The sequence below is a fragment of the Sphingobacterium paucimobilis HER1398 genome (assembly GCF_000416985.1).
Classification (GTDB): Bacteria; Bacteroidota; Bacteroidia; order Sphingobacteriales; family Sphingobacteriaceae; genus Sphingobacterium; species Sphingobacterium paucimobilis.
Window position 1 is genome coordinate 233,234 of sequence record NZ_ATDL01000022.1, and the last position, 26,400, is coordinate 259,633.

17 protein-coding genes are annotated in these 26,400 nt (G+C 44.3%); 8 read left to right on the forward strand and 9 right to left on the reverse strand.

Annotation, left to right across the window (positions count from 1 at the left end; all coding sequences use genetic code 11):
* Window positions 1-271: 271 nt before the first annotated feature.
* The 5 genes from M472_RS42685 to M472_RS42705 all read left to right on the forward strand — a co-directional run bounded on the left by M472_RS42685 (window position 272) and on the right by M472_RS42705 (window position 6,588).
* Window positions 272-2,398: a catalase gene (locus M472_RS42685; RefSeq protein ID WP_021072097.1), complete on the forward strand. Its 2,127-nt coding sequence runs from the start codon at window positions 272-274 to the stop codon at window positions 2,396-2,398.
* A 528-nt stretch (window positions 2,399-2,926) separates the two neighbouring features.
* Complete coding sequence (locus M472_RS42690; protein ID WP_021072098.1) at window positions 2,927-3,460, forward strand: GNAT family N-acetyltransferase; 534 nt, start codon at window positions 2,927-2,929, stop codon at window positions 3,458-3,460.
* Window positions 3,461-3,720: 260 nt separating this feature from the next.
* Window positions 3,721-4,584, forward strand: coding sequence for a COG1470 family protein (locus tag M472_RS42695; RefSeq protein WP_021072099.1), 864 nt, complete (start codon window positions 3,721-3,723; stop codon window positions 4,582-4,584).
* Window positions 4,585-4,616: 32 nt separating this feature from the next.
* Window positions 4,617-5,633: an ABC transporter ATP-binding protein gene (locus tag M472_RS42700; RefSeq protein WP_021072100.1), complete on the forward strand. Its 1,017-nt coding sequence runs from the start codon at window positions 4,617-4,619 to the stop codon at window positions 5,631-5,633.
* Entirely contained in the window at window positions 5,578-6,588 is a 1,011-nt protein-coding gene (locus tag M472_RS42705; protein ID WP_021072101.1) for an ABC transporter permease subunit, read from the forward strand. The genes M472_RS42700 and M472_RS42705 overlap by 56 nt, the downstream gene beginning before the upstream one ends.
* Before the next feature lie 63 nt (window positions 6,589-6,651).
* On the opposite strand, the gene pdeM is transcribed toward M472_RS42705, so the two are convergent.
* Genes pdeM through M472_RS42725 form a run of 4 tightly spaced genes read right to left on the reverse strand, consistent with a single transcriptional unit; the run spans window position 6,652 to window position 12,323 of the window.
* A complete protein-coding gene (gene pdeM / locus M472_RS42710) occupies window positions 6,652-7,296 on the reverse strand; it encodes a ligase-associated DNA damage response endonuclease PdeM (RefSeq protein WP_021072102.1) in 645 nt (214 codons plus the stop codon).
* Window positions 7,296-9,743: a ligase-associated DNA damage response DEXH box helicase gene (locus tag M472_RS42715; protein ID WP_021072103.1), complete on the reverse strand. Its 2,448-nt coding sequence runs from the start codon at window positions 9,741-9,743 to the stop codon at window positions 7,296-7,298. Before M472_RS42715 ends, pdeM begins: the two co-directional genes overlap by 1 nt.
* A complete protein-coding gene (locus M472_RS42720) occupies window positions 9,727-11,328 on the reverse strand; it encodes an ATP-dependent DNA ligase (protein ID WP_021072104.1) in 1,602 nt (533 codons plus the stop codon). The genes M472_RS42715 and M472_RS42720 overlap by 17 nt, the downstream gene beginning before the upstream one ends.
* Window positions 11,316-12,323 carry a ligase-associated DNA damage response exonuclease gene (locus M472_RS42725; protein ID WP_021072105.1) on the reverse strand — a complete coding sequence of 336 codons (1,008 nt, stop codon included), beginning with the start codon at window positions 12,321-12,323 and terminating at the stop codon, window positions 11,316-11,318. The genes M472_RS42720 and M472_RS42725 overlap by 13 nt, the downstream gene beginning before the upstream one ends.
* A 196-nt stretch (window positions 12,324-12,519) precedes the next feature.
* Between M472_RS42725 and M472_RS42730 the strand changes: the two genes are divergently transcribed.
* On the forward strand, window positions 12,520-12,882 hold the full coding sequence (locus M472_RS42730; protein WP_021072106.1) for an MliC family protein: 363 nt from the start codon (window positions 12,520-12,522) through the stop codon (window positions 12,880-12,882).
* Between the two features lie 103 nt (window positions 12,883-12,985).
* Here the strand turns inward: M472_RS42730 and M472_RS42735 are convergent, their stop codons facing one another.
* Both M472_RS42735 and M472_RS44800 read right to left on the reverse strand, forming a co-directional pair.
* The gene (locus M472_RS42735) at window positions 12,986-13,867 is read right to left on the reverse strand and encodes a PorP/SprF family type IX secretion system membrane protein (RefSeq protein ID WP_021072107.1); all 882 of its coding nucleotides are present in this window, start codon (window positions 13,865-13,867) and stop codon (window positions 12,986-12,988) included.
* Window positions 13,868-14,042: 175 nt separating this feature from the next.
* Window positions 14,043-18,674, reverse strand: a complete 4,632-nt coding sequence (locus tag M472_RS44800) for a BspA family leucine-rich repeat surface protein (protein ID WP_158499945.1) — start codon at window positions 18,672-18,674, stop codon at window positions 14,043-14,045.
* A gap of 433 nt (window positions 18,675-19,107) precedes the next feature.
* Here M472_RS44800 and M472_RS42745 point away from each other — a divergent pair, with 433 nt between their 5' ends.
* Together M472_RS42745 and M472_RS42750 are read left to right on the forward strand one after the other, a co-directional pair.
* Entirely contained in the window at window positions 19,108-20,805 is a 1,698-nt protein-coding gene (locus M472_RS42745) for a BCCT family transporter (RefSeq protein WP_021072109.1), read from the forward strand.
* Between the two features lie 24 nt (window positions 20,806-20,829).
* On the forward strand, window positions 20,830-21,678 hold the full coding sequence (locus M472_RS42750; protein WP_021072110.1) for a universal stress protein: 849 nt from the start codon (window positions 20,830-20,832) through the stop codon (window positions 21,676-21,678).
* Window positions 21,679-21,730: 52 nt separating this feature from the next.
* Here the strand turns inward: M472_RS42750 and asnB are convergent, their stop codons facing one another.
* From asnB to M472_RS42765, 3 genes are all read right to left on the reverse strand, one after another.
* Window positions 21,731-23,683: an asparagine synthase (glutamine-hydrolyzing) gene (gene asnB, locus M472_RS42755; protein ID WP_021072111.1), complete on the reverse strand. Its 1,953-nt coding sequence runs from the start codon at window positions 23,681-23,683 to the stop codon at window positions 21,731-21,733.
* A gap of 14 nt (window positions 23,684-23,697) precedes the next feature.
* A complete protein-coding gene (locus tag M472_RS42760; RefSeq protein WP_021072112.1) occupies window positions 23,698-24,786 on the reverse strand; it encodes an aspartate/ornithine carbamoyltransferase family protein in 1,089 nt (362 codons plus the stop codon).
* 183 nt (window positions 24,787-24,969) lie between these two features.
* Window positions 24,970-26,400: a sodium:solute symporter family protein gene (locus M472_RS42765; RefSeq protein WP_021072114.1), complete on the reverse strand. Its 1,431-nt coding sequence runs from the start codon at window positions 26,398-26,400 to the stop codon at window positions 24,970-24,972.

The following is a 26,400-nucleotide window of genomic DNA, read 5'->3' on the forward strand; positions in this document are numbered from 1 at the left end:
TCCGGAATTAAATTCGGGACGGCTTTCTTTTACAGTACAACCCGTTCTCCGAAAAGTATTCAGTTCTCACTCTCAGCTTTTTATCCGATTATAGAATTCTTAAAACTTTTCCATTTAAAACTTGTTATTCTTTTGATGCCAGGTATCTAAAACAAGGAATAAACGATCGCTATAAAATAGGGGCAATATTTCCCAAACCAAAACCTGATGAATCAAAATACCCCATTACGATTAGAGAATATACAACCAGCTTATAAATAAATATTGTGCCATGAAAAATAAAAACACAAACAAAAAAACAGAAATCATCGATAGCCATGTGATAGATAACAGCAGTAAGCGAATGACAACAAATGATGGGGTTCCTATTCATGACAACAATAACACGCTGAAAGCAGGCGAAAGAGGACCATCATTGTTGGAAGATTTTATATACCAGGATAAGCTGGCCCACTTTGATAGAGAACGGATTCCTGAACGTGTTGTACATGCTCGAGGGTCTGGTGCACACGGAATATTTGAAGCAACGGCAGATATATCGAAATATACTAAAGCTCAGTTTTTGGAGAAAGGGACTAAAACTCCTGTATTTGTACGTTTCTCTACTGTGGCCGGATTTAAGGGCTCTACAGATCTGGCTCGGGATGTCAGAGGGTTTTCGGTTAAATTTTATACGGAACAAGGTAATTATGATCTCGTAGGGAACAATATTCCAGTGTTTTTTATACAGGATGCGATGAATTTTCCCGATGTGGTCCACGCAGTAAAACCTGAGCCGAATAATGAAATGCCACAAGCGGCATCGGCCCATGATACTTTTTGGGACTTCATATCATTGATGCCTGAAGCTGCACATATGTCCCTTTGGATAATGTCCGATAGAGCGATACCGAGATCATTGCGCATGATGGAAGGCTTTGGTGTACATACTTTTAAATTGATAAACGAAAAAGGGAAAGCTACGTTTGTTAAATTTCACTGGAAGCCTAGACTGGGCGTGCATCAGGTTGCTTGGCAGGAAGCTCAGAAAATATCAGGATATGATGCGGATTTCCATCGTAGGGATCTTTGGGAGGCTATTGACAAGGGGAACTACCCGCAGTGGGATCTGGGCGTACAATTGATACCTGAAGAAGATGAAATGAAATTTTCCTTTGATATATTGGATCCTACCAAATTGATCCCTGAGGAGCTGGTTCCTGTAAAACTAATCGGGACGATGACACTGAACCGTAATCCAGAGAACTTTTTCGCGGAAACGGAACAGGTAGCGTTTGATCCGGGCCGGTTAGTCCCAGGAATCGATTTCAGTAACGATCCGCTACTACAGGGACGTATGTTTTCATACGCCGATACACAGAATTATCGCCTGGGTGGTCCTAACTTTCATGAATTGCCTATCAATAGACCCGTAGAAGGTAAGTTCAACAATCAAAAAGATGGAATCGGCAGGCAGGATATTCTGAAAGGCAAGGTGTCCTATTTTCCAAACAGCCTAGGTGGTGGTTGCCCATACCATGCGCTACTGAAGGGAGAAAAAGGATTTGAATCGCATAACGAAAAGATAGACGCAAAAAAAATAAGAGGAAGAAGTCCTTCGTTTGCAGATCATTTTACCCAAGCTAGACTTTTCTACCATTCGCAGACCACACCTGAACAAAAACATATCATAAGCGCATTTAGCTTTGAACTTTCTAAAGTAAATGATATTGACGTGCGGCGTCGAGAATTGGCTGTGTTATATCAGGTGGAACCCGAACTGGCAATTGCGGTCGGAAAGAATCTGGGCTTAGAACCGTCAAAAACCCTAGATGAGCTGACATTGCAATTCGCAAGAGCCAACCATCCCAATTACCCAATCAAAGCGCCTAAACCAGAAATCATGACTTCTGCTGCCTTAAGTATGGCTACGAAACCAGGCCAAGGAACAATAGCGACTCGTAAAATTGCGTTCCTCGTAGCTGACGGGGTCAGTAAAAGCAGTATTGATAAATTGAGAATACCTTTGCAAAAAGAAGGTGCAGAAGTAGTATTGGTAAGTACAAAAGTCGGTATGCTATCTTTTATGGAAGGAGGCCAGGAAGAAATACAGCACACTTATCTGACGGATGCTTCAGTATGCTTCGATGCATTTTATACGCCTGCAGGTGATTCTATCCATCTGTTGGCGCAGGAACCTGATTATATACAGTTTATAAATGAAGCTTTCAGACATTGCAAAGCAATAGCTTTTGCAAAACAGGCAGAAGATTTATTGAGATTGACATTGATTAGCGCAAAGAATATAGATAATGGTATTGTATTGGAATCTGATGGAGAAATCAAAGATCGTTTCATAACGATCATGAAAGGTCATCGGATATGGGAGCGCGAAAATGAACGTAAAGTCGCTGTTTAATATTCTTTTATAATATATGGTCATGTACACTGATTAGTATAGGTTTTATTTTCAGTGTGCATGACCATTACTCATTTCATTAATATGATAAGTAAAATCTGTGCAGATGATAATATCTTTAGCGCCGAAATGCTTACCCCCTTTTCGCTTCAAGAGCAACAACACTACAGGAGTTCTGATGTATACCATAGTCAATTCAAAAAATTGTATGCCCTCTACCTAATCCTGTATCGACATAAATCGTAGGATCTAATTGTACTACTACGTAACCTTGTGTTACAAAAGTCAAAGACAAATATACCCCACTATCCCCTATTCATATCGAATTTCAAAATACCGACAAAGTATATTTATGTTAAATGGTGATCATTTTGTCTCTTCCCTTTGGCAAGTTACTTACTAACCAACAGTGAAGTATAAAGCACAGCACGATCTTTAACAAATTGCTAGTAAAACACAACCCGACTCTGTACAGCGAGGTAATTTTATAATCTGTGCCTTATTTGATATATTTAAGAAAGCAAAATCATGAAGCTGATAGCAGAAACACCTCGACTTATATTAAGAGAACTAGATTTTAGTGATGAAAAAGATCTCTTTGAAATGGATTCTGATCCTGCAGTACACTTATACATTGAAAACAAACCCGTAGAATCAATTGCTGAAATTACGGCGGTAATCAAAATGCTAAAACGGCAATACAAAGAAAATGGAGTAGCGCGCTGGGCTGTGATCAATAAAGAGACGAATGAATGCATAGGCTGGGCTGGATTGAAATATTATAGGGAACCGCTGAATAATCGTATTAATTTTTATGAGTTGGGATACCGATTTAAAACAAAGCATTGGGGTAAAGGATATGCAAGCGAGTCTTCAAGAGCAATTTTAGATTATGCTTTTAAACAGTTAAGGATTGACGTCGTTTTTGCGATAACTGACCCTGATAATAAAAAATCAAAAAACGTTTTGACGAAACTAGGCTTTGAACTTACGGAGACTTTTGACTATGATGGTGACATAACAGATTGGTTTGAACTGAAGAAGAGTCAGTACCGCTCTTAAACCTTTTTGATGTTTATATTCTTAGTAACAGAATGAATACTCTCGAGAACCTTACTGAAATCCAGCATTGAACTGCTCACCATCGCTTTAGGACGGGACAAAAATATTTATTAAAAAAAGTAAGAGGCGCAATTTTTTTAAAATTATACTTGACGCAAATATCTACAAAAGCTAATTTTGGATTCTAGACCTAAAAAGGTACAATTTTATTCAAGACATTTTCTAAAAGCTATTAATATATAATTGTTAGTTATTACATCATGTTTAAAGGATTCATTATTACCGAACATCTGAAGTCGAGAATCGTATCAAAAGCTTTAATTCTCGCATGTATCCCTGCATCACTCGCTGTCCAAAATGTAGCGGCTCAGGAAGCCAACAATGCTTTAAGTCCAAATTTCAAAGTGAGATTGATCAATCTGGAGGCTCCTTCTACAGAGGTATTCCGATATAATGGTTCTATCACTAACCCAAGTGGACAGGAAAAAATATATGAGCTACAATCTAGCTTGCCCCCGGGATGGTCAGTTGCCTATAAAACCGAGGGTATGCAGGTAACGTCAATCAACGTAGAGCCAAATACCAGTAAAGAGATTAGTATAGAAATAACACCATCGTATACTGCGGATATAAAAAAACATATCATCCCAGTTAGAGCTATAAACCAAGGTGATACCGCGGTGGTCAAGCTGGAATCTGTTATAAAGGGCACCTACAAAATGGAAATCTCTACTCAAAACCAGGTACTAAGCGGTAATACGACAACTGGAAGTAAGAAAGAGATATTCCTTACGATAAAAAATACGGGGTCCATGCCTTTGGAGAATATTGAACTGACGACACAATTGCCTTCAAAATGGGAATCGAGCTTCGAAGTGGATAAAATAGACAAACTCGAACCTGGTAAGACAAAGGATGTAAAAGTCAATATTAAAGTTCCAGACAAAACTATAGCCGGTGATTATATGGTCAATGTATCGGCTAAAAACAGTAACCTCGAATCTTCTTTGGCATACCGGATGGAGATCAAAACTTCGCTCCTGACCGGTTGGCTGGGCATGTTATTGATCATTCTGGCTATTGGCTTTATTTATATATTGATTCGAAAATACGGTAGGCGGTAAGCTGGTTAAAAACAATTGAAAATCGAACAGATATGAATAATCCTATTATAAAACTAAGAGGGTTATCCAAGCATTATAAAAATAAAATTGCTGTAGACAACCTTTTCCTTGATATAAACAAGGGTGAAATATATGGCCTTTTGGGGCCAAATGGAGCTGGCAAGACGACAACAATCCTTATGCTGCTGGGGCTTAGCGAACCTACATCGGGACAAGCGCATGTATGTGGGCATGATGCTACACGTAACCCTATTGCCGTAAAACAGAAAGTCGGATACTTACCTGATAACTTAGGATTTTATGGACATATGACTGCGCTCGAGAATCTTTCTTTTATCGGTAGGCTAAACGGTCTTTCTGAAAATGAAGCCCAAATAAAGGCTATCGAATTGCTGGATATCGTTGGACTGAAAAACAATATGCACCAAAAAACTGCTACATTTTCCAGAGGCATGAAGCAGCGCTTAGGGCTCGCTGATGTGTTGATCAAAAAGCCTGAAGTGATTATCCTGGACGAACCTACGCTCGGTATTGATCCGAGCGGTGTGAAGGACTTTCTTGCTCTCATCAAAAAACTGAACGAAGAAGAACAGTTGACCGTGCTCCTATCCTCGCACCACCTCCATCATGTACAGCAGGTCTGCGATCGTGTTGGAATATTTGTGGATGGTAAGCTGTTGGCAAATGGTGATATCCCCAGTTTATCAAAACAATTATTTAATAAAAACGGATACGTCACCGTCCTGCGATTTCCAAGCGACAAACCTGTATCCGATCAATTGGAAAAGGACATGCAAGCTCTATCTGGTGTGCAGGAGGTAATTGTACACGAAGACGAACTGGAAATAATGTCTACCCATGACCAGACCGCTGAGATGGTACGATATGTAGTTCAAAAGGGATATGATTTAATAGGTGTCCAACAGAAAACCTATGGATTGGATGAAATCTATCTCGAATATTTCAAAAACGAAAAAAATCTAAGTGTTAGTAATGAAAAATCTAAAGGAGTCTTTAAAAAGACGTTTTTCAGAAAGCAACGGGGGTAACGAAGTCCGATCTCCCCTGCGTGTCTTGTTGCGCAAAGAAGTGGCCGAGCATATCAGAAGCTGGAGATTCATCATATTGTTAACATTGATTGTATTGACATTTATCGCATCAATGTACTCGTCATTAAGCAATATTAAATCCGCATTTGTAGCCACTGATAACAGCAGTACTTCATTTTTCTACCTCAAGCTATTGACATTGACAGATGATTCCATTCCTGCATTTCATATATTCCTCAGCTTCCTTGCACCTATATTAGGCATTAGCCTGGGATTCGATGCAGTCAACTCGGAAAACAATAATGGATCATTAATACGTCTAATGGCTCAGCCGCTGTATAGAGACAATCTTATCTTAGCCAAATTTCTCGCCCCTTTATTGATTGTCGCTATATTATTCTTCTCTCTGACTTTTCTAATTGTGGGTTATGCTATGTGCATCAGTGGTATCCCTATCGAATGGCAGGAAGTCGTCCGTATACTAGCTTTTAATGGGATGACTGTGCTATACGTAGGTTTTTGGCTTAGTATTGCAGTCCTGTTATCCATTCGCTTCAGGCAACCTGCCACCTCGGCATTGACAGCAATAGGTATATGGCTATTCTTCACGGTTTTTTTTCAAGTGGTTATCAATATTGCGATAAAAGCTTTTATTCCAGATCCAAATTATCTTTCTGCAGACAAAATAGCTTATTATAATGAGGTAATCCTAAATATTCTTCGGATATCTCCAAGTCAACTCTATGTGGATGCTTCTACAACGCTTCTGATGCCGATGGTCAGAAGTTTGGGTCCCGTATCTATGGAACAAATGGCCGGAGCTATACCAAGTAGTATATCGCTAAGAAATAGTTTAATGCTGGTATGGCCTCAATTGAGTGGGCTGATCGCATTTACGCTACTTCTATTCGCCGTATCCTATGCTCTTTTCATGCGACGGGAGATTAGATCCTAATGCTTTCTTCTCATATACATACGGTGGCACTTCATCATAGCGGTGCCCCCGTATAAAAGCAAACTATAACACCTCTACAATTTCGTCGCCCATAATAGCGAACAACCTATTATGGACTGTTTTTCTACATATATGCAGCCCTGTCCACTGACCGAATGCTGGAAGCGTAAGCACATTACCCTGCAGATGATAACAAGGAAGCCTAAAGCGTTGCCTTCCCTTGGCATAGATTTCCGTCCCGGGATGTACATGCCCCACAATATTCAAGATTTCGGGGGACACATGGACCGGTTCATGGGACAAGACCACTCCTTCCTCGAGCGAAAGGCTGTCTACCACGATCAGGGGAGAGTCCCGTAAAAAAGCATCGGGAAGTACATCATGGTTCCCGATGGTTAGAATAAAGTCCACCCCCTTAACTCCCTGCAAGTATTCCATAAGGTCATCCCATTCCCGATTCCAGGCCGAATGAAACAGATCACCCAGAAATACCACCTGCCGTACAGGAAGCCTTTCCAACAATCCACTCAGCCTCGCCAGCTCCCCTTGCAGTTGCATAGGCGGGACGAATATCCCCTCTTGTCTGAAGTGACCTAATTTACCCAGATGCCAATCGGACAACACCAGCATACCATACGCTGAGATATATAAGACCTTGTCCACCAGCATCTGTAATTCCAATCCCCGCCAATACAGTAGCCTTTCCATTATTCGATTTTTCCTTCCAATTGCAATTTTAAGTTTTCCAGGCGACTTTGCCAATCTTCATTACTGTACCGCTCCCGAAACGACTCCGAGAAGATAGGAAATGCAAATGGCGTCAACTTATCGGGGAAAGTCAGGACAATGCGGTGACTACTGATGCGATCAAAGGCACGCTGCATCCGTCCTTCCTCCAGCTGAAAGTCAAAAACCTCATCATAAGCCTGCCGCAATAGGAGATTCTGGGGATCGTAGTCCTCAAAAACCGAAAAGAACAGTCCCGCATTGGCCTGTAGATGCTTACTCTTCATCTGCTTTCCGGGATACCCCTGAAACACCAAACCGGCAATACCGGCAATATCCCTAAAGCGTCGCCGTGCCATTTCCTGTACATTAATACCTGCCGTAATATCCTGATGCAGGTGGCTTGGAGCAAGCAATTCGGTAATCAGCTTTTGGTCGATCGAAAACGGTGTAGCGGACAGCAGTTCAAAGCCATATTCATTACTTGCGATACTGAAAGTCACGGGTTGTATCTTTCCAAAGCGATACGCCAATACCTGCGCCACGCCCTCATGCACAAGTTTTCCTTCAAATGGGTACACAAAAAGATGATATCCATACCTGGTATGGATATACTCGACCAATAATTCATCTTCCTGAGGCAATCCCGATCGCTTCTCCTGCTCCTTAAATAAAGGTTGCAGGAATTTGATTTCGTCGCTTTTCCCCGATCTCTTATGGATATGGCTAAAGCTATGCCGGATAGCGACACCTAGATCCGGCGATATAGAAAAGCGCCCACCCATCCACGAAGGGACTACCCCCGTCTTGCGTGTACTGGGCTTGACGATCGCCTCGATATTGCGAACCTGTATCAGTTCCAGCTGTCTTCCGGAAAACCAGAACACATCCCCTGCTTTCAATCGGGAGATAAAGGACTCCTCGATACTCCCCAAGTATTTCCCAGACATAAATTTCACACGCATCATGAGATCAGATACGATAGCGCCAACACTGAGGCGATGCCGCATCGCCAACTTGCGACTTTCGACCTTATACAGTCCATCGACCAATACCAAGCGGTGAAAATCAGCGTAAGCTGACAATGATTTACCACCGTGGACCAGCATAGCCATACACTGTGCAAATTCGTCCTCCGTGATACTTTCAAAACAATGCGTCTTCTTGACCTCCTCAAAAACCACATTTGCCTCTAGACCATCCCCTACCGCCAAGGTCATCAGGTATTGCAGGAGTACATCAAAGCTGCGGATATACGGTATGCGCTGCTCGACAATATGATGTGCAACTGCGTATTTCAGCGAATCACCCTCAATAATCTCCAGCGAATTGGTAGGGACATAGTAAATATGCGAGGTTTCATAAGGGCGGTGCCCCGAGCGGCCAGCACGTTGTAAAAAGCGCGCTATCCCTTTAGGTGAGCCGATCTGTACGACACAGTCCACAGGGCGAAAATCAACACCCAGGTCCAGGCTGCTGGTACACACCACAGCTTTGAGTTTACCCTCATGCAGGGCCTGCTCGACCCACTGCCTGATCTCATCGCTCAAGGAGCCGTGGTGTATGGCCAATAGTCCTGCAAACTCCGGATAGGCCGTAATGATATGCTGATACCATATTTCAGCCTGCGATCGTGTATTGGTAAAGATCAGTGTCGTTCCATAGCGATTCACGATATCGACCACCTTATCCAAGAGTTTGATCCCCAGATGACCTGCCCAGGGAAATCGCTCCAAATTGTCCGGAAACACAGTTTCGATCGATAGTTTCTTCTGTATTTGCGCCCGTACCAATACCCCTTTATGGTCTTTCCCCAACAATATTTTCTGCGCTTCCTCGAGATTTCCGATGGTAGCCGACACGCCCCATATCTTCAGTTTGGGATTGATGGCCTTCAATCGGCTTAATGCCAACTCGACAAGTACACCACGCTTACTGCCCATCAACTCATGCCATTCATCGACCACGATAAACTCCAGGTGCTTAAAATAATCCGCTGCCCCTTTGGATGCTAAGATCAAGTGGACACTTTCTGGCGTGGTGATCAGTGCCTGCGGCGGAGATGTACGTTGCTTCTGCCGTTGCGCAGTAGTCGTATCCCCTGTACGCAATTCGATCCGATAATCCAGTTCCAGCTCGGCACTCACCGCCTGTGTGGCTTTATATATTTCCTTCGACAAGGCCCGCAGCGGTGTTATCCATAGCGCATGCAGCTTAGTTGTTTTAAATTTCTTCTGCCGTCGGCGAAAGTGTTTGTCTTCATAATAATGCTGCAGAATGCCAAACCACAGGGCAAAGGTCTTACCGAAGCCCGTCGGTGCATTCAATAGGCCGGATCTCCCCGCTGCAATAGCCTTCCAGGTCTCCTTCTGAAAACCATGCGGCTGCCACCCTTGATTAAAAAACCAAACCTCAGCTATTGGATTCATGCTTAGCGTTTATCAAATTTAACAAATCCTGCTTGGTGTTCGCTTCCGCCGCAGTCTTATCCTTGCGCCAGCGCAAGATCCGTGGAAATCGAAGGGCGATTCCCGACTTGTGCCGCGAACTCCGGCTGATTCCTTCAAACGCCAACTCAAATACCAGCACTGGCTGGACACTGCGTACAGGGCCAAATTTTTCTACCGTATGGCGTTTGATCCATTGGTCAATCTGTAACAGTTCTTTATCCGTCAGTCCCGAGTAAGCCTTCGCAAAAGGCACCAAGGCATCCCCATCCCATACCGCAAAGGTATAATCCGTGAATAAATTAGCACGTCGGCCATGCCCCGACTGCGCATATATAAGTACGCCATCTACCGTCATCGGATCCGTCTTCCACTTCCACCAATTGCCCCGTTTGCGCCCTACCTCGTAGGGACTGTCCTTACGCTTGAGCATCAGTCCCTCGGCCTGTTGCTGCCGGGCTTCGACCCGAAATAGATCTGCCGCTTCCCAACTGTCAAACGTCTTTATCTCGGATAATTTCAATCTATTTTCTACTGGGTAGGTCTGTAAGACCTGCTCCAAGAGCGCACGCCGTTCGAGCAGCGGTCGATCACGTTGATCGATACCCTTCCACTCCAGGATATCATAACAGACCATCACCAGTGGCACATCCTCCAGATGCCTTCGGCTTATCTTCTTGCGGCCGATACGGGTCTGCATCAATTGAAAATCCAATGGTCGCCCATTCTTCCAGGGAATGATCTCCCCATCCAGGACGGTACCATCGGGCAATATCGTGGTGAGTTCGTCAAACTCGACAAACTTCTCGGTCATCAAGTCCTCTCCCCGGCTCCATACAAATAGTTCGCCCTGCCGGACGATGATCTGCCCACGAATCCCATCGAGCTTAGGCTCCACGATCCAATCTTCAATCGCTGCACCATCAAAAAGAACAGGATCCACGGGATAAGCCAGAAAAAAAGGATAAGGTAAGAAGTGCTTTTCCTCCAGCAGTTGCTGATGGAACAGGGTATTAAAACTTTCTTCGAAGGGATCCCATTTGCCCATGACACGGTGCTCCACCACGGCTTCTTCCATCGCCAGATATTCCGAAAGCGCCCTGACCACTAATTTTCGCGATACCCCTACTCTGAAATTGCCGGTCAATAACTTGTTGAACAGAAACAGACTTGTACCCCCAAACTTTTTCCAATAGGCCTCTATAGCCTGTCGCTGTTGTGCAGGAGAATAGGTCGGCATCAGCATGATATCCTGCAAAATAGCCCGCAGCTCGAACACATCCGAAGCGTGATCCGCAGTGAGCAGCAGCGCAAGCGTCTCCGCCAGATCCCCTACCACATAATACGACTCCTCCAGCAGCCACAGTGGTATTTCCGTTATCTCAGCAGCCCAGAGCCGGAGTTCGGTTGTCTTGACAGGTCTTTTGGGCTTATACCCCATTAATACGGCGACTGCCAACAATTTTTCCGTTTCATCCGCAGCGTGAAGATAATCCGTTATCGCGGTTACCTTTTCCGAGGTCTTTGTCGTGCTGTCCAGATGTTCAAACAAGGTTACGAAATCCATCCCTCCTCCTCCATCTCATCGTTATAAAGCGTTTTCAATACAGCCGACTGCTTACCATATCGTTCGGCTACCCAACGTGCAAAATTACTTTCATAGCCATGCGTCAGGTAAATATGTGAAGCACCGCTCCGTTCCACAGCGCTGTTCAACTGATTCCAATCGCAATGATCCGACAGCGCAAACCCCTTGTCTACCGATCGTCTTCTCCGCGATCCCCGGAGTTGCATCCAGCCACTGCACATCCCCTCTCTATAGGGCTTTAGCTTCCTCACCCAGGGCGTATTATCAGCCGATGGCGGCGCCACGATCAACGCCCCCTCCATAGTACGCCGGTCACTATCTGTCGCTATACGCCTACCCGGGAACTGATAACCGACCTCTTCGAGCGCATCATTGACATTCGCAACTGCCCCATGGAGATAAATATCACCAATCGCCCCGTCGAGATGAGCCAATATATTCTGCGCCTTACCCAATGCATAACCGTACAGCACGGTATTATATCCCTGTTGCGCATTAGACCGCCACCAATCATTAATCTCCTGATAGAGCAGGGTCTGTGCTGGAAAACGATAGATAGGCAGGCCAAATGTACATTCAGAAATAAAGTGATCGCATGGTACCGATTCAAACGGCACACTAACGCCATCGGGTTCCATCTTATAATCCCCGGTAAATACCCATACCTCACCTTGATAGGAAAGTCGTATCTGTGCCGATCCAATAATATGTCCCGCCGGATGAAAAGAGACCGAGACGCCATTCATCTCCAATGCCTCGCCGTATTCCACTCCCTCTACCGACTGTTCTATGCCCAATCGCAATTTCAGGATAGGTACCGTGTGGTGATGGCAGATATAATGTTTCATCCCCCACCGCATGTGGTCGCTGTGTCCATGCGTGATTAACGCCACTTTTACAGGTCGCCAGGGATCGATATAAAAATCCCCCTGTTTGCAGTACAATCCATTTTCATTTACCGTAAGTAAAGACATAGGCAAGTCGTATCTGAATAATTGTTACTTTATTTAAGCTAACAAGCCATTGGCGTTATTGTTCAGTCCTTTCCTTACTTTCTCCCTATTGTTACAGATAAATTTAATTATGTTAAACAGAAGAAAAACCACATTAGTTACCTAAGCAATTAAATGCTTTTTTTTTATAACTTTGTATACAACAAATATATGTACAATGGAAAAAAGATACTGGAGCCTATTGCTCATGGGCGCTTTATTGGGTACAACCGCTTGCCAGAATGGCAATAAGCAAACTACGGAAGATCAATCTACAACCATAGAAACTCCTGTAAAGACAGAGGAAACCAAGCTTATCGTGGATTCTTTGACCGACGACAAGGGAAACAAGCTCAACTTGACGTTTGACAATACAGCTGGTACCGCTACTGTTGTTTTTGGTCAGGACACGATTCATATGACGCAAGACACTACTGCTTCGGGTATTCAGTATAGCAATGAGAACTATACCTTTACCGAACACCAGGCCGAAGCCATCCTTACAAAAAATGGCACCGTGGTATTTTTCAAAAGCAAATAATAAACCGTGTTAGATTGCACGATCTACACGCCGCTATAAAATAAAACCGTAAAGCTTCATCGCTTCACGGTTTTATCTTATCAGCTTGTACGGCCTAGTCTCCCTACAATAATCCTATTCCTCCAATGCGATAGCGGAAACCTACCTCATGTGTATTGGTCGATATCTTTTGGTTGAGCGTATGCCCATTGACACTGAACTGATAACTGTAGCCCACGCCAAAGTTGCCAAAATTGAGCTGCAGCAGTCCCGATAGATCACCCTGATTCTGTACGCCCATCCCCAGGCCGATCTTCGGCCCCGCAAAGGCCAGCACACTGATATCATATCGTGGCGACATTTCCTGCATGTGACTCACCAAGAAAGACGGGCGCAGCTTGAAGGTATCATCCAAGCGGATCAGCATCCCTCCCGTCACATAGATCACATCCCGGAATTCGTACTCCCGATCTGTATTCCGCTTGAGGGAAAAGCGCGGCATCGCCACACCGATATAAAACTTATCTTTTTGGTAGTAGGACGTACTGACACTCAGCACACCCGCCGTACCCCGTACATCTTCCCAGAAGGCGGGATCCTGATCGTCCAGTTGGCGGTAATTGCCCTCGTACAAGAGTACGCCTCCCCCCATGGACAGACTCAGGTATTCATTTTCGCTCAGCTGTACCGCCTTAGCTGCGTAGGCTGTGATTTCATTCTCCCGTACCACGCCCAGTGAAGCGTGCTTAAAATCTCCACCGATGGCCAGTCCCAAGTTTTTGATCATACCATGCCCGGTAACCCACACCGATTTGGGCGCCCCATCGACCCCTGTCCACTGGCTGCGTCCCAGCGTAGCAAGGCTTCCTCCTTCATCCATCGTACTGAGGGACGGGTTGAACGAGTTACGAAGTTGCCCAAACTGATTGTAACTCACCCCGTGCTGGGCTATCCCCGCCAAAGGAAGCAGGGACAGTATACCTAGGATTATTTTCTTTGTTATCATGTTATCAAGTTATCGTGTCTAGTGTCTTCCGATTTATCGGAATCCCGATTTTTCATCGGGATTATCTTGTTATCTTGTTATGTAGTTATCGAGTAATGAGGTTACGTAGTTATGGAAGTCATAACCTCCATAACTACGTAACCTGATAACCTAACTTTACAACCTTATCTCCATATTATCTCCTTACTACAAAATATCCTTTCTCCCTTCTCCACTTACCGTTCTCCTTGACATCCAAGTAGTAATAATAAGTACCGTCCCGGTGCCACTCGCCGGTATACTTCTTATCCTGATTGTTGTACCCGACAATTTCCGCCATTACCACACCGTTCTTGTCGAAGATCGTCACCTTATTGTCCAGATGATCTTCAATACCGTCCAGTTGGAAGAATTCATTGATACCGTCATAGTTAGGTGACACAGCCCTATGTGGACGAATGACCGTACTCTTTTCGTCATCGACAATACGGATAGTAGCTTCCACTGGAACAGCCGCCTCATAATTCTCATTGCCTGGTTGTACTGCCGTGACTACCAACGTCGCCCCCTTCAAAAGCTCTCGTATTTCCTCCTTGGTCGACATCTTGATTGGTGCTCCATTCACATGTAGAGCTACCTGTAACCCCGACGTAGCAATAGCCTCCAAAGTGATCGTCGGTGTACTTCTTTTGATCTCCTCTGGCGCATGGAAAGTAATGGTCTGCTTAGCTTTATGGATCAACAAAGTTGCTGTAAACACACCACCCTCATGATTGGCATTCGCCTTTACTTCGGCAGTCACTTTATAACTGCCCGCATTGATCTGATTATTGCCATGATACTCTACATCCAGCAGTTCAATTCCTGTTCCTTTCAACAGCAGGCTTTTTGCCGTACCATCGTAATCGAACTCAACGTCCTCTAGCAGAAGCCCCGTCAACGCAGCTTTGGTAATCTCCAAGTTGGCACCCACGTAATCAATCGTATAATTGGTTGCCTCTAGGCTGCCAAGTTCGATGGGGTAAGTTCCCACGTCTTCTCCTGGGATACGGGTCAACTTACCGGTAAGCACCGCATCGGTATCCCCGTTCTTCAGATCATTGGTATTAACCATATAACTAAGTTCCGGATCACGATCACCGTACATCTTTGTTTTCGCTTGTGCAGCAACAGTAAGCGCTGCCGGTTTGACGGTCAATTCAAAAGTAACATCCGGTGCGGCCAGGTACTTAACGCTGCCCGGTTGCTGAGCGGTAATCCTTACGACACCTACTTTTTTGATTTCGATTACTTTATTGGCGCTGTTGTACTCAGCAATACTATTATCAGCCGACACATAGCTCACTTCCAGCCCTGATGTCGCCGTAGCTCCAGGGTCAAAAGCTGGATCGCCGTATATTTTCACAATATCCGCTATCGGATCAATAGTTTGCGCTACCTGTGCGGCACAGTATTCCATTCCGGCGATATCGTCAGGGATATCCCACCCTTTATCAGAGACCAGCCTATCGTGTGCTTCCGTAGCACTAAGACCATAGGTGAGCCCTGCTCCCCCCAGAGGCAGGTCAACGGGCGTATTCAGATTCGCTGCCCAACCGTTGAGCGTACTTGAGTAATTGAAACAGTCCATACCCGAACTGTCCAAGATAAGATACAAGTCAGTAACAGCACTCAGATTCCATCCACCCAGATCCTGGTTGAATGCTTTGGCATTATACAACATCATTGTCATCGCCTGTACATTCTGGACATCCCACTTGCTCAAGTCTTGATTGAAGACTGACGCTTCCGAAAACATGCTTTCCATATTCTCTACTTGCTCGATATTCCATCCTGTTATATCCCGATTGAAAGCCGATGCACCAGAGAACATCGATCCCATCGTTGTCACCTTTTGGGTATCCCAATTATCGATATTCCCATTAAATAATGACGCATAGTTAAACATCCGCTCCATATTTTCTACACTTCCAACATTCCATTTATCAAGGTTCTGATTAAATGCTTCGGCCTCCGAAAACATAGTCGACATATCCTTTACTTTTTCAGTATTCCAGTTTCCAATATCCTGATTAAAGGACTTTGCCCACAAGAACATCGCTGACATATCCTCAACATTCTTCGTATTCCAGCTACCGATATTCTGATTAAACTGAGTAGATCCACGGAAAAGACAAGCCATTTTCGTGATATGTTCTGTATTCCATAATTCCATATTGGTTACAGAAACCAATGTTTTACAACCATCGAACATATACCACATACTCCTCACTTGCGATAAATCTGGGATATCCTTTGCCGTAACTACAGTTAGACTTTCCGCACCTGAAAAAGCCCATTCCATATTCGTCCATGTACTGGTTCCCCACTGCCTGACATCGACCAGGTGCGCTTTAACACCCCCTGAAATCGAGAAATATTTTAAATTTTGAGATTCTAGATTCAACACGACTTTACTCCCCACAGGCAGTCCTGAAATATAAACATCAGTCTGTCCGTTAGATATCGTCCCGTCTCCCGATTTTGTACCGTCCGTGGTGACCCATGTATAGCTTACCTCTCCCGAAACCTCAACTTTGAAGCGAATATAACCCGCGATTAAATTTTTACTGAGATCCCATTCCGTAATAAACAAATTGGGTGACACACAAGCCTCTATACCTGCTACATCATCTGCTATTTCCCAGCCCTTAGCTACCGTCAAGACATTGTGGGCAGCTTGGGCATTGGTACCGTAAGTCAGTCCTTCCCCACCCAGGAACAGGTCATCTGGTGTATCGGGGTTCGTAGCCCAGCCGATCAGTGTGTTCGAGTAATTGATACAATCCATACCCGAATTATCAAAAATATTGGATATACCATTTACATTGCTCAAGTTCCATCTACCAAGATTCTGATTGAATGCCTTGGCTTCATTAAACATGAAGCCCATCACCGTGACATTCTCTGTGTTCCATTGGCTAAGATCCTGATTGAATACTTTGGCATGCTGAAACATATACTCCATATTATCAGCTGCATCTATTTTCCAATTGCTGATGTTTTGGTTAAAGCTCTCTGTACTTTCAAACATCATTGACATATTGGTTACATTTCGGATATCCCAACTGCCTATATTTCCATTAAATGCCTTAGCTCCTTCGAACATACCGTGCATATCTGTCACGCTGCTGGTATTCCAACTGTCAAGATCTTGGTTAAACACTTCTGCACCACAAAACATATTCGACATGGTAGTTACATTCTTAGTATTCCAACTGTCAAGAGCGTGGTTAAAAGCTCCTGCCTGCCAAAACATGAATGACATATTCTCTACATTACTGGTCTTCCAATGGCTAATATCTTCATTGAACAATGCTGCAGAGCTGAAAAGACTTGACATATTCTTTACGTTGTCGGTATCCCATAGCCCGATATGTCTTACCGACAACAAGCTACCGCTGGAACGAAACATACCTTCCATACTTGTTACCCCTGATAAATCAGGAATATCTTCAGCACTGACATTTTCCAGGCTGGAATTGGAATAGGCATTCTCCATCGACTTCCATTTACTGGTCCCCCACTGCTTGACATCGACCAAGCGTCTGGAATCGGCATTATATAGAGCAAAATAGGTTAAATTGGAAGATCCCAGACTTAATACAAATCTACTACCTACTGGTATATTTGGGATCGTAGCTCTAGAGTTGTTCACAGCAAGGACACCAGACTCCGTTGTTCCATCCAATGTTGTCCAAATATAATCGACAGGCCCATTTGCCTCCACATTAAATGTAATAGCTGTAGGACTATTTACCGCTGAGCTCCCCGTTTTGCTCATATCCCATTCGGTGATAAAGTCTCTTCCAGATTCACAAATACCTTTACCGTCAACATCACCGTAAATCTGCCATCCGTTTTCACCAGTCAACTTCGTACGTGCAGCTTGAGCATTGGTACCGTACTCGATCCCCGTAGCGCCCAAATGGAGGCTACCGTCGGTAATGATATTCGTATTGGGATTCGCAGCCCAGCCCATCAATGTCGCTGAATAGTTCATACAATCCATACCTGAATTGTCAAACACTCCAATCAGGTTAGTAACTTCTTTCAAATTCCACGAACCAAGATTTTGATTGAAAGAAGTGGCTCCCGAAAACATATCGGACATATCTGTGCCGGAAGAAACATCCCAAGCACTGATATTCTGGTTGAAGGAGCTCGCATCTTTGAAGATGCCTGACATATAAATCATTTCGCTTATATCCCACGCGGCTATATTCTGAGGACCAGTTAAGGAACTACATCCCGTAAACATTTCCTGCACACTGCCTGTACTGCTTAAGTCAGGTATATCCACAGCATCTATATCTAGACTAATACATCCGTAGAGCATATACGCCATAGACGACCATTTAGCAGTACCCCATTGTGCTACATTCACCAGTCGCTGTTTATCGTCTGACTTATTCATATAGAACCCCGTTAAATTCGCGGGCTCGAGTTCTAACGTAATCTTACCATCTTGGGGCAGCTCACGTATCTCAAGTTTTGGCGTACTGGCAGTGATAGTCCCTGAACCACTCTCACCTGCACTACTCCTCCATGTATAGTGAACTGTACCACTGACATTCACACCAAAATTGATGCTCGTTGTCACCCCCGCACTAGGATGTCGCGGTTTACTCAAATCCCATTCTGTAATAAAATTACCTGAAACTAGGCTGTTTTTACGTTTTGCTTCTCCATCTTTTGCATAGGCCGCGCCTGTCCCAAGACCAAGACCGACAAAAAACAGCATAACAAACCTGCATACGGTCGAAATACCTTTTGTTGTTGTTTTCATATTTATGTTTTTCATAGCGTCATCCTGTAGATGAGATGACTCTTTATTTTAGTTTGGATTTATGTCTTCATACACACAGCGAATGGGCATGTATATAATGTAATACAATAAAAAAGAAAGAATTGTTTTAGTTTTTATTTTTTTCTAAAAAATAAAAATATCCATATCTGAAATTGACACTTAATTGGATATAAACATTGACAAACAGGACAAGAAGCCCTATATTTGCTGACGAACTATATTAAAATGCCTTTGGCATGCTCTTATTATGTTTAGATTCCCAGTGATCTAGACATTCTTTTTAAACCGAGTTTCATCACTGCTTTACAAAAGTGTTTTTCTGTATGCTACCATACGGGAAACTATTTTTTTTAGCCTGATCTACCTACGGTACTCGTGTTTTCTATGCCGAGAGTTTAATAAAATAAAATCTATGTCTGCAAAAAAAACATCATCTACACCCCAAAAAACATCAAGATTTGTTGTACACAAACCAGTCTTCATCCCCACGCTGATCATTATTGTGGTCAGTGTGACTCTCGCCTTATTATTCCACAAAGAATCCGAAGTCGTCTTTGCGCGCATGCAGGACTTTGTTTCTGAAAAAGGCGGATGGATCTACACCCTTTCTGTCAATTCCTTTATTCTATTCTGTCTATACCTGGCTTTTGGCAAATATGGCGATGTGCGCATCGGTGGTCCCGATGCCAAGCCCGAGTTCAAAGGAATAGCCTGGTTTGCCATGCTATTCAGTGCCGGAATCGGGAATGGACTTGTCTTATTCAGTATCGCCGATCCCGTACGGGATTTTATCGATCCACCCCGACTTGCACCAGATGCCGATCCTTCACTTATCGCTCAGGAGGCGATCAACTTCTCCTTTCTGCATCACGGTATTCATGGGTGGGCCATCTACTCTGTAATCGGTCTTGCATTGGCTTATTTTACTTACAACCGTAAGATGCCTCTTACGATACGTTCGGTTTTCTATCCTATTCTTGGCGACCGCATCTACAGTTGGATGGGCGATGCCATTGATGTCGTCGCCGTCGTGGCCACCCTATTCGGCCTTGCCACGACACTGGGTTTTGGGGTAGGCCAGATCAATGCCGGTATGAGCCACGTATTTGGCATTCCTAGCTCCTTGTTATTCCAATACGGCATTATCCTAGCCATCACTGGGATAGCTACCATATCGGTCGTCTCTGGTGTCAATAAAGGTGTCAAATTCCTCAGCGAACTCAATATCGGCATTGCCGTCGTCCTCTTTCTTCTCGTTTTATTCCTCGGCCCTACCGCCTTTATCCTGAAAGGGTATATACAGAATATCGGCAGCTACCTCCACAACTTTGTGGATATGGCCACCTGGTCCGGTAATTATGGTGAAAGCAACTGGCACAATAATGTAACCCTTATGTATTGGGGCTGGTGGGCTTCCTGGTCTCCTTTCGTAGGAACCTTTATAGCCCGTGTATCCCGAGGACGTACCATCAAGCAATTTGTCCTAGGCGTACTGCTCCTGCCTGCCTTAGTTACTTTCCTTTGGTTCTCCGCTTTCGGTGGCACCACCATGCAGGGATTGATCGGCGGGGATTATGCACTTGTAGATGCTGTCAAGGAAAACATCTCTACCGCGCTGTTTGTATTCTTCGAAAAGTTCCCTTTCGCCATTATCTTCAAGATCCTGGGCATGCTCCTGATCTGTAGTTTTATCATCACTTCTGCCGATTCAGGTGCGCTGGTTGTAGACAGCATTACCTCCGGTGGACAGCGCCGTACACCCGCGATACAGCGTGTGCTCTGGGCATCACTATCCGGGATTATTGCTGCGGCACTACTGACAGGAGGTGGCCTCAATACCTTACAGGCGGCGGTCACGATATCGGGTATGCCATTTGCCATTCTATTGGTTGTCATGTGTATATCTCTCCTTATCGGTATACGCGAAGATTATACCATGGAACAGCGGCGTGCCAAGATGAAGCAGACCGAATCGTACAAAGCTTCTATCACCAAGATTATGCGCGAAGAAGACGCCGTCACTACTGCAAAAGAGAACAATGCCGAGCTATCGAATGGAACTGCAGTGGAATCAGATACAACTCCCTCTACGGATAATGGACATAAATAATTAAAACGAACAAACGACAGAGACATGAACAAGATATTAGTAGTCGCATTAGACCTTACGGATCACGACCACACATTGATACGGTACGCCAAACAGCTGCAGTCCCATTATAATATCGGACACATCCATTTTATACACAACATCAAAGTATCCGAATTGGACGAACTCCTCACCGAGATGCTCGAAGACATACAGATCGCTCCCATTATACAGCGCAATCTAGAACACAAAGTACAGCAGATATTCCACGATGAGACCACATACACCCTTACCCTTTTAGAGGGCGACAACACCGAGTTTGGGATCAACGAATGGGTAAAAACACATAAGGAAACAGCGACGATTCTATTAGGCTGGAAGACTGCCGAAAACGGCACTGGCGCCATGGCACAGAAACTTATCCGACTATCTCAGGCCGATATTCTATTGGTACCCAAGGAGCATACTTTCGCTATCGAGCGGTTGCTTATTCCAAGCGACTTCAGTGCCACCTTTTCCAAAGTAAAGATTAAAGTCGAAAAGCTGGGCGCCCAGCAGGTGCAAGTATTGAAAGTATACAACATACCGAGTGTATTCTTCCCTTTCATCGACGATGAGGCTACACAGCTGAAAGCTGAAAAACTCGCAAAGACACAGTATGCAGAGTTCAGCAAAAAACTGAATATACCACCGACCTGGCAATTAAAAACACAATATCGAAAAGAAAAGAGTGTCGCCGATATCATTGCCCGGGAGAGCAGGCTATTTCAGGCAAACCTAGTCGTTCTAGCAGCAAAAGGCAGTAACAGTATTCCCTCTATATTTCTGGGTAGCACCACCAATGAACTGATCAATAAAGAGCCCTTTCATGCGGCCATCTATGTGGTCAAATAATTTTTTTATATATCCTTTAGCTATGTGCAGAACACATAGCTAAAGGATACCACTATTTCACAAACTGATGCCAAAGGATGTGAAGTCCAAGAATATGGTTCAATAAAGCATCCTTTCGGGTCAACGAAACCGGATTTTTATCTTTTTTGTACAGATCCACAAAAGTATTGAGCTTCTTTATATCGAATATCCCTACTTCTCTTATACTTTCTTCGTTCATATAAGTGGCCATGAGCTGTTGTAAGCCATTCTGTTTATTCGTATCAGTATGACCGGGTGGAGCCATAAAAGCAAATTTCTCCCGGGTATACAGTTCCTGCGGGATAATACGCTTCATCGCTTCACGCAGCACCCATTTTTCCGTATTTCCATTAATCCGGAGATGAGGCGGGATCTGTACAGCCATATCGACCACCTCCTGATCCAAAAAGGGAGGTCTCGACTCCATTCCATTTGCCATATCTACGCGATCACCACCCCAGTTCAATATCTGACACTCCAGCATCGTTTTACACCAGGTATACTGCGCCTTATCCAATACATGTCTATCTTCGAGTTTCTTCGTATCCAAGGAATCTGCTATTCCTGCTATAGGATCATAACCCTGCAGTTGATCTGTAAGATCGTCGTGCAGTAACGGTCTTGCCAATTCCAGTGTCTGCATCCAAGGTTGAATCCACGAAGGCGTAAAACCACATACATCGTCCATAGCTTCATGAGCAAGTACCCTATCTGATAAAATCGCTCCAGTAAATAATTTATTGGTCTGATCCATCAGCTTATGATAAGACTTAGCTTCATCGCCCTGTAGCTGGTTACTCATCCCATACCTCAACATATCTCTTTTAAAACTGGGATAACCCCCAAATAATTCGTCCGAACCTTCGCCCGTCAATGCCACGCGGCACCCCTTTCCTACTACGGTATGGCTCATCAGTTTTTTAGCAACGCCCAGTGTATTGTAAAACGTGCGTTCGGAATGCCACACCGTATCGACATAGTTAGGTCCGTACAGATCTTCGGCTGTGAGTACAATTTTAGTATGGTCAGCACCCACACTATTGGCCATCCGCTTGGCAATAGCGGCCTCGTCATAATCTGCATTGTCAAAGCTGATCGTAAAAGCTTTCAGCGGGTCCTGACTCCACGCGGATGCCATTCCCAGTATGGCGCAACTGTCTATCCCTCCCGATAGATATGCTGCTACCTCGACGTCTGCATCCATCCTTACCGCTACAGCATTCGAAAGCCTTTGCTGCACTTCTTCTATATATACCGCATCTGGAATGCCCTGTAACCTTTCTTCTTTTTTGGGAAAATCCAGATCCCAGTATTTAACTTCGTTGGCCTCGATACTACCTGTTGAAAAATCCACTATCAGCATATGGCCGGGACGTACTGCGTGAATATCCTTAAAAGCGGTAGAGCCCGATACCATGGTCTGCATCAGCTGATGCACAATCCCCTTAGCATCCAGACTACGCCTTACAGCAGGATGTGCAAAAATTGACTTTATTTCCGATCCCCAATACAGCGTTCCATCAGCGATATGATAAAACAACGGTTTGACTCCAAATCGATCTCTCGCCAAAATCATTTTTTTATTTTTCAGATCCAAAAGTGAAATCGCAAACTCTCCATTTAAATGCTCCACGAATGCCTGTCCATACTTGAGATATAGCGGAAGTATGATTTCATTATCATTTTTGGATAGAAACCGATGACCTTCAAACTGTAGCTCCAAACGGGTCCTTTTATAATCATAAAACCGTCCGTTGGCCGTTACGATGACCTCATTTTCTTTTTCAAATATTGGATTTGCGGTAGCACGATCACCATTCACATGCAGGTACTGATGCCCCATAGCTATCCCTTTCTGACTATCTGCATACCTATACGCTCCATCTGAACCGCGATGTGCTATCGCTTTGAGCATCCCGTTTAATAGGTTCTTACTATTTTCTCCAATTCCTTTAGGATTAAAAAATCCGGTTATTCCACTCATTAAATATTATACTTTTAAACAGTTTGTAATTCCAGTTCATTTTCTTTCACCACATTGATCCTATCACCAATATCTTTTACCCTATCCAGTACCGCCATATACAGGGCCTGCCGCACAAACACAGCACCATGTGCCTGATCAAAGTAAAGATTGTGTCTACTATCATCAAGGCTATGGTCCAGTTCGCCGAGACGCGCCAGCGGATGCAAGATAATCGCATCCTCTTTCAGTGGACTACCAGCGTGCAGCTTGAAGTTGCTATCCATCGCCTTGTACGAATCCCCCAAGAATGCAATTGAATTCATATAGATGACATCAAGCTCTTCAACTGTACCTTCCATATCATGAGTACACAACCATGGTATTCCAGCCTCAGATAACAGCTTATTTAATTCGTCCCCTAATGGATCTGCCAATTCCGATACGATCGTTATCTTTTGGATATTATCCTTAAATAATAGTGCCATGCGCAAAAAAGAGTTGACGGCACGCATACTTCCCGGACTCCCTAGTATACCAAGGTTTATTTTCTCTGATTCAGGCAATTCCTCATTTAAGATAGTCGGTTTCCATTTCAAGATGGCGTACCAATCTGCTAGGGCCTGCGTAGGATGTTCGCCTGAGCCATTGCCCGCATTGACAAGAGGAATCCGTAAATTCTCTCCAATCGCTGCAATCGCATCCGTTTCCGTATGCCTCAATACTACCAGATCTCCATAAGCGTTAAACATTTCACCAATATCTGATAACGACTCCCCTTTGGCCACCCCGGTATTACGGGCACCTTCAGGTATGCTTATAATCTTGGCTTCTTGGCGCAGGGCTGCACTTTCGAAAGACAAACGTGTACGCGTACTGGGTTCGAAGAATGCTGTAATAATAATATTTCCTTTCAGGGCATCGGCCAGTTCCAGCTTTTTAGATTCCAATAGGGCAGCTAACTTACACAGCGTACCGACCATCTCCCTGCTGAACTGATTCACACTGACTACAGACTGCCCGACAATTTCTCCCAACAGGGAGAAGTCTATATTGGCATTCCGAATTAAGTTTTCTGGATCAGGTTTTATCCCCTTAAACTTGTTTGTTGTTCTAGACTTCATGTTACTCTATTTATATCACCACACTTGTTTGTTGATCACATCCCTTATAAATAATACGATAAGTATCATCACACTGATTCCAATTATCACTATAGCTGTAAGAATCAGGACCTGAATAAAATTTTCAGAAAAATTCATATATACGTTGTTTAATCGTTAAAAACCGTCAATCAGCGACTGTACCTAACTCGTAGGCTCCTCATCCAATTTCTTCCAATCAAAATCTGCAGGGAATAGATACGTGCAGAGTACCACCGTAATCATGGAAACCGCTGCTCCTACCAGCGACGAGGTGTACCATCCGATGTACATATAACTCCATAATCCGGCAACAGATCCCAGTATCATCCCCCATAATGCGCCTTTAGTATTGGCTTTTTTCCAAAACAGTCCTGTTGCAATCGGCCATATCGTACTTCCCACCATAGGCCCTGCTAGAAACAGGATACTTGCGAGTGTACCGATATTGGGGAGACAGAGCATCCACGCCACAAAACCAACAAGAAGTATCATATAAGTAGCAAACTTCTTAAGCTGTCGTTCAGTAGCCTGTGGCCTAAACAATTTTCGGTACACATCCTGGGTAATCAGATCCGATATCGCCGCCAATACCGCATCGATACTGGAAGCCAGCGAACAGAACAATACAATAAACACCACAATAGCACCTACAGGTCCTAACACTTCGGCCGCTACTGTAGGGCCCACCATATCCGGACGTGTAATATTGATACCCAGCGAATCACTCGCCAAAGCGATAAACCCTGCTGCAATGGGGATCGGTATCCATAATAATCCTGCCAGGCGGAATGCTTTCTTCCCCACGCCCTTGCGTAGCGCAAACGTACGGCTCCACCATACATTGCTATGGAAAACCTCGCCCATGCTAAATAACAGGTTGTTAAAAATAGCCATCAGCGCTGCTGGGAAAAAGAGGCTCAGTAACATAGGCCTATCCTGCTCAAGGCCAGTGTATATCGTATCAAAATCGACATAACTATAGATACCTATACCGACCACCACAATACCTATCATAATTAATAACGATTGTATATAATCTGTACCAATCACAGCGTATAGCCCTCCAAACAGGGTGTATCCCACGCAGACTGCGATAATGACCGTCATTCCCATGTCGTAGGGAATACCCGCTATCGAATGCATCAATATCCCTCCTGCCATCCCCATACTGACCAACCAGATCAGACTGTAGAATACACTGATAAATAGAAACAATATCCAGGCTGTTTTGCCATATCTCAACCGTATAAAGTCGCCACTGGTATATCCTTTGGGCATCAATTGACGGATACGCTGTGCCAATGGTGCAAACAGGAGAAGGCCTATCGCTGCCGTAGCATAGGCCAACATCCCCCACGCCCCCATTTCCAAGACAAATTGAGGTGCGAGCATGGTGGTATTGGAAGTCACCCAAGTAGCCATTACTGTAGCCGTTCCCAAGGCCATGCCCACATTACGGCCAGCCAGCATATGTCCATCCAGATTCTTTGATTTACGTCCCCAATAGAGCCCGAGTCCAAGCCAAAGTATACTCAAAACAGCGAGCAGCCCCCACCCGACAGACGAAGGTACTATGTATAATATATGTATCAT